General features: G+C 58.9%; 8 protein-coding genes and 1 pseudogene. 4 read left to right on the plus strand and 5 right to left on the minus strand.

The window, feature by feature from the left end; all coding sequences use genetic code 11:
- Nucleotides 1–329 precede the first annotated feature (329 nt).
- The 3 genes from AC1DH9_RS21525 to AC1DH9_RS21535 form a co-directional block, all read right to left on the minus strand.
- Entirely contained in the window at nt 330–1,085 is a 756-nt protein-coding gene (locus AC1DH9_RS21525) for a DeoR/GlpR family transcriptional regulator (protein ID WP_054593817.1), read from the minus strand.
- 95 nt (nt 1,086–1,180) lie between these two features.
- Nucleotides 1,181–2,686 carry a glycerol kinase GlpK gene (gene glpK / locus AC1DH9_RS21530; protein WP_427536262.1) on the minus strand — a complete coding sequence of 502 codons (1,506 nt, stop codon included), beginning with the start codon at nt 2,684–2,686 and terminating at the stop codon, nt 1,181–1,183.
- A gap of 77 nt (nt 2,687–2,763) precedes the next feature.
- Nucleotides 2,764–3,615, minus strand: coding sequence for an MIP/aquaporin family protein (locus AC1DH9_RS21535; protein ID WP_477808753.1), 852 nt, complete (start codon nt 3,613–3,615; stop codon nt 2,764–2,766).
- A gap of 369 nt (nt 3,616–3,984) precedes the next feature.
- Here AC1DH9_RS21535 and ybaK point away from each other — a divergent pair, with 369 nt between their 5' ends.
- Nucleotides 3,985–4,455, plus strand: coding sequence for a Cys-tRNA(Pro) deacylase (gene ybaK / locus AC1DH9_RS21540; RefSeq protein ID WP_019693367.1), 471 nt, complete (start codon nt 3,985–3,987; stop codon nt 4,453–4,455).
- A 98-nt stretch (nt 4,456–4,553) separates the two neighbouring features.
- Nucleotides 4,554–5,336, plus strand: coding sequence for a PhzF family phenazine biosynthesis protein (locus tag AC1DH9_RS21545; RefSeq protein ID WP_427536257.1), 783 nt, complete (start codon nt 4,554–4,556; stop codon nt 5,334–5,336).
- Here AC1DH9_RS21545 and AC1DH9_RS21550 read toward each other — a convergent pair.
- Nucleotides 5,325–6,386 (minus strand): annotated as a pseudogene (locus AC1DH9_RS21550) (ABC transporter ATP-binding protein); the annotation flags it as partial. The gene AC1DH9_RS21545 and the pseudogene AC1DH9_RS21550 overlap by 12 nt on opposite strands.
- Entirely contained in the window at nt 6,383–7,303 is a 921-nt protein-coding gene (gene argF / locus AC1DH9_RS21555) for an ornithine carbamoyltransferase (protein ID WP_427536253.1), read from the minus strand. The gene argF and the pseudogene AC1DH9_RS21550, both read right to left, overlap by 4 nt.
- Before the next feature lie 415 nt (nt 7,304–7,718).
- Between argF and AC1DH9_RS21560 the strand changes: the two genes are divergently transcribed.
- Nucleotides 7,719–8,009, plus strand: a complete 291-nt coding sequence (locus AC1DH9_RS21560) for a hypothetical protein (RefSeq protein WP_427536251.1) — start codon at nt 7,719–7,721, stop codon at nt 8,007–8,009.
- A gap of 124 nt (nt 8,010–8,133) precedes the next feature.
- A partial coding sequence (locus AC1DH9_RS21565) for a molybdopterin-dependent oxidoreductase (RefSeq protein WP_477808754.1) occupies nt 8,134–9,006 on the plus strand: 873 nt, incomplete at its 3' end.

Here is a 9,006-nt window from a genome sequence, read left to right on the forward strand (position 1 = left end):
CCTCGGCAAGAGGGGGCATGGGCAAGGTTGAAGTGGGCATCGGCTGGCCTCGGGGTACTTTCTATATTTGAATTCGAACATTAATGTTCATTTGCGAAAATAGTAGCGCATAAATCCAGGCACAACCAGCTGGCTTCGATTGAAAATTCTGATCGAAGAGAGGGGAAAGGAAAATTTTCGAACATTACGGTCTTCGGCTGGGCGCGGAAGGTATGGTGAATGGGCGGCCGTATTCGCGAGCAGGCTCGCTCACAGGGTCCGTGCAAACCCTGTGGGAGCGAGCCTGCTCGCGAAGGCGTCGGTACTGACGACGAATATGTCGGGGGGGGTTAAACCACTTCCAGCCGGATCTTGTGCTGGCTCAGCAGTTGCGCCAGTGCCGGAACCGGCGCGTGGTCGGTCACCAGGCAGTCGATCAGGCTGATCGGCCCCAGGCGGACCATGGCGTTGCGGCCGAACTTGCTGGAGTCTGCTGCCAGCAGGACTTGTCGGGCGTTGGCGATGATCGCCTGGGAGACCCGCACTTCCTGGTAGTCAAAGTCGAGCAGGCTGCCGTCTTCATCGATACCGCTGATGCCGACCAGTGCAAAGTCGACCTTGAACTGGTTGATGAAGTCGACGCAGGCCTGACCGACTACGCCGCCATCACGGCGCACGTTGCCACCGGCAAGCAGGACTTCGAAGTCATCCTTGGCGCTGAGGATCGAGGCGACGTGCAGGTTGTTGGTGATCACCTTGAGATGGCTGTGATTGAGCAGCGCCCGGGCGATGGATTCGGTGGTGGTACCGATATTGATGAACAACGAGGCATGATCGGGGATTTGTGCGGCGATGGCTTCGGCGATGCGTTGTTTCTCATCGCGCATCTGATCGGCACGCATGGCATAGGCGGTGTTTTCGACACTTGAATCGTAAGCGGCGCCGCCATGATAGCGGCGCAGCAAATTCACTTCCGCCAATTGATTGATATCGCGGCGGATGGTCTGCGGTGTAACAACAAATAGCTGAGCCATTTCCTCGATGCTGACGTAGCCGCGTTCGCGGACCAGTTCGAGGATTTGCTGCTGACGGGGAGGCAGATTCATAGGGCTTCCTTTGGGCTGCCGTGCAAAATTTGCCCATGATGCCGTACGAATCACCTCCCTACCAGTTACATACCGATACGAATCCGCTACTTGGCTTATTCAGCGCCTTCGTGCGGCTCCCAGTCGCGGGTGCGGCTGACGGCTTTTTTCCAGCCGGCGTAGAGTTTTTCCTTCGCTGTTTCGTCCAATTGCGGGTCGAACTCGCGCTCGATCACCGCCTTGCCGCGCAGTTCGTCCAGGCTGCCCCAGAAACCGCAGGCCAGGCCGGCCAGGTAGGCGGCGCCCAGTGCAGTGGTTTCACGCATTTGCGGGCGCTCGACCTTGGTGCCGAGGATATCCGCCTGGAATTGCATCAGGAAGTTGTTGGCGACCGCACCGCCGTCTACGCGCAGAGCCTTGAGTCGTTCGCCGGAGTCGTGTTGCATGGCGTCGAGTACGTCGCGAGTCTGGTAGGCAATCGACTCCAGTGCTGCGCGAATGATGTGATCGACGCGTACGCCGCGAGTCAGGCCGAACAGCGCGCCACGGGCATACGGGTCCCAGTACGGGGCGCCGAGGCCGGTGAAGGCGGGTACCAGGTACACGCCGTTGCTGTCCTTGACCTTATTGGCGAAGTATTCGGTGTCGTGAGCGTCGTTGATGATCTTCAGCTCGTCGCGTAGCCACTGAACGGTGGAGCCGCCGTTGAACACTGCGCCTTCCAGTGCGTAGGCCACTTCGCCGCGTGGGCCRCAGGCGATGGTGGTGAGCATGCCGTGCCGGGATTTAACCGCTTTGTCGCCGGTGTTCATCAGCAGGAAGCAGCCGGTGCCGTAGGTGTTTTTCGCTTGGCCCGGTTCAACGCACATCTGGCCGAACAACGCGGCCTGCTGGTCGCCGGCAATACCGCCGATGGCGATGCCGCTCTTGGTGTGGCCATAGATTTCCGATGACGACTTGACCTCCGGGAGCATCTCGCGCGGGATGTCCAGCACTTCGAGCATCTTCGCGTCCCACTCCAGGGTGTGGATGTTGAAGAGCATGGTGCGCGAGGCGTTGGTGTAGTCGGTGACGTGGGTCTTGCCGCCGGTAAATTTCCAGATCAGCCAGCTGTCGACGGTGCCGAACAGCAGTTCGCCTTTGCGTGCGCGTTCGCGGCTGCCTTCGACGTTGTCGAGGATCCACTTGAGTTTGGTGCCGGAGAAGTACGGGTCGGTGACCAGGCCAGTGGTTTCGCTGATGTACTGCTCATGCCCGTCGCGCTTGAGTTGCTGGCAGATCTCGGTGCTGCGGCGGCACTGCCAGACGATTGCGTTATAGATCGGCCGACCGGTGGTCTTGTCCCAGACCACGGTGGTTTCACGCTGGTTGGTGATGCCGATGGCCGCCACCTGATCATGATGCAGGCCGGCTTGCGCCAGGGCCTCGACCATCACGGCGCTTTGGGTAGCGAAGATTTCCATCGGGTCGTGTTCGACCCAGCCGGCCTGCGGGTAATGCTGGGCGAATTCACGTTGCGCAGTGCAGACCACGTTGGCGTCACGGTCGAAAATGATCGCCCGGGAGCTGGTCGTACCCTGATCAAGGGCAATGATGTAGTTCTTATTCTGAGTGTCGGTCATGTCGATTGCCTTGGACGAAATAAGGGAATGGGTCGGGGCGCGTGATCAATAGTGGGCAGGATCACGCGCTACCGCGTTCAGGAAATTCGTGCTTTGCCGTCAATGGCCTGTACTGCATCCTTTGTAGCAATTACGGGGCTTGGCAGGTGACGGGCAATCAGCCCGCGGTACGCTGCTGCGCCGAGGCAAGCACCCAGGATCGGTGCAAAGATCGGAATCAGGAAGTACGGAATATCACGGCCGCCAGTGAAGGAAATTTCACYCCAGCCGGCGAAGAAAGTCATCAGTTTAGGGCCGAAGTCTCGCGCGGGGTTCATTGCAAAACCGGTCAGCGGGCCCATCGAGCTGCCAATGACGGCGATCAGCAGGCCGATCAACAGTGGTGCCAGCGGGCCTTTAGGCAGGCCATTGTTGTCGTCGGTCAGGGACATGATCACGCCCATCAGGATGGCGGTGATGATCACCTCTACCAGGAACGCCTGGGCTGTCGACAGGGCAGGGTTCGGGAACGTGGAGAAGACCGAGGCCAGTTCGAGGCTGGCTTGTGTGCCACGAACCATCTGGTGAGTTTGTTCGAAATCGAAGAACAGGTTGCTGTAAAGCGTGTAAACCAACAATGCTGCGCAGAAGGCGCCAGCGACCTGGGAGAAGATGTAGAGCGGCAGTTTACGCTTCTCGAAATCGGCGAATATGCACAGCGCGATGCTGACGGCCGGGTTCAGGTGAGCGCCTGAAACGCCCGCGGTCAGGTAGATCGCCATGCTGACACCGATCCCCCAGATGATGCTGATTTCCCATAGCCCAAAGCTGGCACCCGCGACTTTGAGCGCGGCAACACAGCCAGTACCAAAAAAAATCAATAAGGCAGTACCCAGGAACTCGGCCATGCATTGGCTCGAGAGCGATGGTTGTTGCGATGCAGTTGTCATTGAAAACCTCGTTTTTGTTGTTGTTGGGCGCTCTTCTCGAAATGGTCAGGGCGCGATTTTCACCGAGGCAGGATCCCCATCCAGGTCTCGGCCTACTGCCGGGTACTACGCAGAAACGTTTATGCATTATTCAGATTCGAAAAAATATAGACAAGAAATGCTGATGTCAAAGGTCGAAAGTGAACTATCAGTCATATTTAAACTATTAATCAGGTGAGTGATCATTTGGATGGCCCCGGGAAGCGGCTGGATTTTGTCCCACGCTTGGCTGTTCCTGGGCGGGAAGGAGCAGGTAATAGAGCCTTTTGCTCGGTGATGGCCTAGAATCCAGCGCAGTATTTTTCTGCTACCGCCAGGCTTGGAGCTGCCATGACCCCCGCATTGGATCTGTTGAAAAAAGTTCGTGCCGAACATCGCGTGCACAGTTATGAACATGATCCGAAGGCTGCGTCCTACGGTCTGGAGGCAGCGGAAAAGCTCGGGCTGGATCCGGCGCAAGTGTTCAAGACGCTGCTGGCGGCGAGTGAGAAGGGTGAGTTGCTGGTGGCCGTTGTACCGGTCGTCGGAAGTCTGGATTTGAAAGCGTTGGCGCATGCCGCCGGGGTGAAGAAAGTCGAAATGGCTGATCCCGCCGCGGCGCAACGGGCGACCGGTTACTTGCTGGGGGGCATCAGTCCGTTGGGGCAGAAGAAGCGTTTGCGCACGTTCATCGATAACAGTGCTCAGCCTTTCGCGAGTATTTACGTCAGTGCGGGCCGACGTGGTCTTGAGGTCGAATTGGCGGCGACGGTGCTGGCCGAGCACACCCAGGCCACATTCGCCGATATCGGCCGGGCCTGACTGCCGCGCTGTATGGTGAAAATCGGCAGGTTCTGTCTCTGGTAGCCGGGTAGTGGCCGTTGCATGCTCGCCTTCGCCTAACAAGAGGGAGAACACTCATGCAGCTAGCGTTTCATCAGGTCGACGCGTTCAGTGATCAACCGTTCAGTGGCAATCCGGCAATGGTCTATCGGCTCGAGACCTGGCTCGCCGATGACTTGATGCAAAAAATCGCCGCCGAGCACAACCTTGCCGAAACCGCGTTTGTGGTGCGTGAGGCGCAAGGCTGGCGTATCCGCTGGTTCACGCCGACCACCGAAGTGCCGTTGTGCGGCCATGCAACGCTGGCCAGCGCTTATGTGTTGTTCGAGGTCTATAAAGAACCGGCCGAGCGCCTGGACTTCATCAGCAAGTCCGGCCCCTTGAGTGTGAGTCGGGAAGGTGAGCGGCTATGGCTGAACTTTCCGGCGATTGAACTGCGCGAAGTCGGCGTGACCCTCGATGTGGAGCGGGCGCTGGGTGTGCAGGCGGTGGATGTACTGGGTTCCAACGAATTGTTCGTAGTGCTGGAGTCGGAGCAGGCGGTGCTCGATTGCCAGCCGGACATGGCCGCGCTGGCGAAGCTGCCTTGGCCCGGMGCGATCGTGACTGCGTCGGGTTCGCGGCATGATTTCGTCTCGCGGTACTTCGCACCGGCCATCGGTATCAACGAAGACCCGGTCACCGGCTCGACTCATTGCAGCCTGATTCCGTACTGGTCGCAGCGTTTGGATAAATCGAGCCTGACGGCGTATCAGTGTTCGGCGCGGGGCGGGGCATTGTTCTGCCGCCTGGAAGGGGATCGGGTGAAGATCGGGGGACATGCGACGCTGGTGGCCAGCGGAACCTTGATGCTCGGCTGACGAAGGCCTACTGTGGGAGCGCACCAGGTGTTCGGCGGCCACGCGAATGCCGACATCGGCGCCGACCAGATGATCGGCATGGCTCGGGAAGATCGACTCCAGTTGGCAGCCGGTCGGTAACTGCAGTCGATACAACGTCGATGCACCCAGAAAGGTCTTGCCAACGATCCGTGCCTTCAGTGGGCTGTCGGGCGCGTAAACGATATCGTCCGGGCGCAGCAACACATCCACCGCGCCGCCTGCTGGCCAGGTGTACGCGCGATTACCACGCAGCACACCGAGTTCGGTCTGCACCGATTCCGGGGTCTGCAGCTGACCGCGAATGAAATAACCCTGACCGATAAAGCTCGCCACAAACGGTGTTTGCGGCTCGTGGTAGAGGTTGTAAGGGGTGTCCCACTGCTCCAGTCGACCCTCCTTGAACACACCAACCTGATCGCTGACGGCAAAGGCTTCTTCCTGGTCGTGAGTCACCAGAATTGCACTGGTACCACGGGCCTTGAGGATGTCCCGGACTTCATGGCTGAGCTTGCGGCGTAATTCGCCATCGAGGTTGGAGAACGGTTCATCGAGCAACAGCAGTTGCGGCTCCGGTGCCAACGCCCGGGCCAGTGCAACACGTTGTTGCTGGCCGCCAGAGAGTTCGTGCGGGAAGCGCTTGCCGAGGTGCTTCAGGTTGACCAGCTCAAGCATCTCTTCGGTGACCCGATCCTGCTGCGGATGCTTGCGAATGCCGAAGGCGATGTTCTCGGCTACGCTCAGGTGCGGAAACAGTGCGTAGTCCTGGAACACCATGCCGATCCGGCRTTTCTCCGGCGCGAGGGTGAAACCGGCGCTGGAGATAGTTTCACCGGCCAGCTGGATTTCCCCTTCGTGAACCGGTTCAAAGCCTGCAATCGCCCGCAGGGTGGTGGTCTTGCCGCAGCCGGAAGAACCGAGCAGGCAACCGATGTCACCGGCATTGAGGTGCAGGTTGAGGTTCTGGACGACCCGCTGGTCCTGATAACCACAGGCCAGATTACGCAGGTTCAGCAGTAATGGATGACTCATGCGTGGTGGTACGAAGGCTCAACGAGAAACTCGAGCAAGGCCTTTTGCGCATGCAGACGGTTCTCGGCCTGATCCCAGGCAACCGAACGCGGGTCGTCGAGCAGATCGAGGCTGATTTCTTCACCGCGGTGGGCGGGCAGGCAGTGCATGAACAACACGTCCTCGGCGGCCAGATCGAGCAGGGCACGATTAACCTGGAACGGTGCGAACAGCTTGAGGCGCTTGGCGGTTTCTTCTTCCTGGCCCATGGAGGTCCAGACGTCGGTGCTGACCAGATGAGCGCCGCGTACCGCTTCCCGAGGATCGCGGACGATGGTCACCCGATCGCCGGCCTTGGCCACGAACTCAGGGTTTGGTTCATAGCCTTCAGGGCAGGCGATGCGCAACTGGAAGTCGAACTGGATCGCCGCTTCTATATAGCTGTTGCACATGTTGTTGCCGTCACCGATCCAGGCCACGGTCTTGCCCTGGATCGAGCCGCGATGTTCGAGGAATGTCTGCATGTCGGCCAGCAACTGACACGGGTGCAGGTCATCGGACAGGCCGTTGATCACGGGCACGCGCGAGTTGGCGGCGAATTCGGTCAGGGTGCTGTGGGCGAAGGTACGGATCATCACCGCGTCGAGCATGCGCGACATGACGATGGCGCAGTCGCCGATCGGTTCGCCGCGACCCAGTTGGGTGTCACGGGGCGACAGGAAAATCGCCTGGCCGCCAAGCTGGATCATGCCGGCTTCAAACGACAGTCGGGTGCGCGTGGAGGATTTCTCGAAGATCATCCCGAGCACGCGATTTTTCAACGGCTCGAACAGTACGCCGCGGTTACGCAGGTCTTTGAGCTCAATGCCTCGACGGATCACGCTGACCAGCTCTTCGGGCGTGCAATCCATCAGGGAGAGAAAGTGCCTTGCGCTCATCATTGACTACCTTTTTGCAACAGACCGCAGATACTCAAAGCCTTGTTTAACTGAAAAACGGGCGAGACCTGCGGCGAAAGCCGCACGGGGCGACGAAATAGGGGAAGACGCGATATTGACATTAAATGTCGCGTCTTACCAATAGGCTACGGTTTTTGGGGAATTTCAGAGGGGCTACGGGATGACCGCAGTCGCGCTTTTAAAGCCTGTTTCCTGACAGCCGCGACCTCTTTGTACACTGCCCTTGCGCGCCTTGGCAATCAAGCGGGGCGGGCTAAGCACAGTCTCGGTCGGTTTCTGACCTATCGGCCGAGGGTGGTGGCAGGCAGGATCCAGCCTGCCTTCGCTTGAAACATTTGCTAATGCAAAGTGCTGGGTTATAACTAAGTCACGAGTGACACAGGAAGCCTTTGGAATGGAATCGAAAGAACAGCAATTGTTGGAGCTGCTGGGCCTCACGGCACGCACCTTGACTCACCTGACCGCTTCCATGACCTCAATGTCCTTTGAGTTGATGCGCAGCGAGGATGAGGTGACCAAGGCAGCAGGTCGACGGATGATCGACCGCATGGCCACTGTCAGCGCCGGGCTCGACGAGCACTGGCGCCTGATCGGTGAACTCACGGGTGTGTACATTGCCCAGGAGCAGATCGAAACCGTCCAGGAAATCCAGCTTCAAGCGCCCTCCAGGCTTCCCCAGGGCTAATATCGGCGGGCCTGATGGGGCTCGATTCACAAGACGAACGTCGCTGGCGCAGCGCTCGGTCACAGCCCATAGTTTTGTTCCCGCAACCTGATACAGGTTGCCTCGAATAAAACAGAGAATGGCCATGACCAAGACTCTTCATCACCGTGCCTGCCACCTGTGTGAAGCCATTTGCGGCTTGACCATCGAAACCACTGCAACCGAAGACGCTGGCGTGCAAATCACCTCGATCAAGGGTGATCCGCAGGACAGCTTCAGTCGCGGCCATATCTGCCCCAAGGCAGTGGCGCTGCAAGATATCCAGAACGACCCCGACCGCCTGCGACAGCCGATGCTGCGGGTCGGCAGCGAGTGGAAAGCGATTGCCTGGGACGAGGCTTTCGCTCTGGTAGCTGAACGCCTGTCGGCGATTCAGGAGCGCCATGGCCAGAACGCCGTCGCGGTTTATCAGGGCAACCCCAGCGTGCACAACTATGGGTTGATGACCCACAGCAATTACTTCCTCGGCTTGCTCAAAACCCGCAATCGTTTCTCTGCAACTTCAGTCGATCAATTGCCTCAACATCTCACCAGCCATTTGATGTACGGCCATGGTTTGCTGCTGCCGATCCCGGACATCGATCACACCGATTTCATGCTGATCCTGGGCGGTAATCCGCTGGCCTCCAACGGCAGCATCATGACCGTGCCGGATGTCGAAAAACGCTTGAAGGCGATTCAGGCCCGGGGCGGCAAAGTGGTGGTGGTCGATCCGCGTCGCAGCGAAACGGCAGCGATTGCCGATCAACATATATTTGTCCGTCCAGGCGGTGATGCGGCGCTGTTATTCGGGTTGCTCAATACCGTGTTCGCCGAAGGCTTGAGCCGTGACAGTCATTTGCCGGTAGACGGGCTGGAGGAGGTTCGTCAGGCCGTCGCATCCTTTAGTGCCGAGGTCATGAGCCCGCTGTGCGCCGTGCCGGCCGAGCAGATCCGTCAGTTGGCGCGAGACTTCGCC

It is taken from the genome of Pseudomonas sp. 05T35 (genome assembly GCF_056396605.1).

Bases quoted from the DNA above. Each gene is read 5' to 3' on its own strand.
- ybaK (WP_019693367.1), top strand. From the start codon at position 3,985: ATGACCCCCGCATTGGATCTGTTGAAAAAAGTTCGTGCCGAACATCGC.
- argF (WP_427536253.1), bottom strand. From the start codon at position 7,303: ATGAGCGCAAGGCACTTTCTCTCCCTGATGGATTGCACGCCCGAAGAG.
- AC1DH9_RS21560 (WP_427536251.1), top strand. From the start codon at position 7,719: ATGGAATCGAAAGAACAGCAATTGTTGGAGCTGCTGGGCCTCACGGCA.
- AC1DH9_RS21525 (WP_054593817.1), bottom strand. From the start codon at position 1,085: ATGAATCTGCCTCCCCGTCAGCAGCAAATCCTCGAACTGGTCCGCGAA.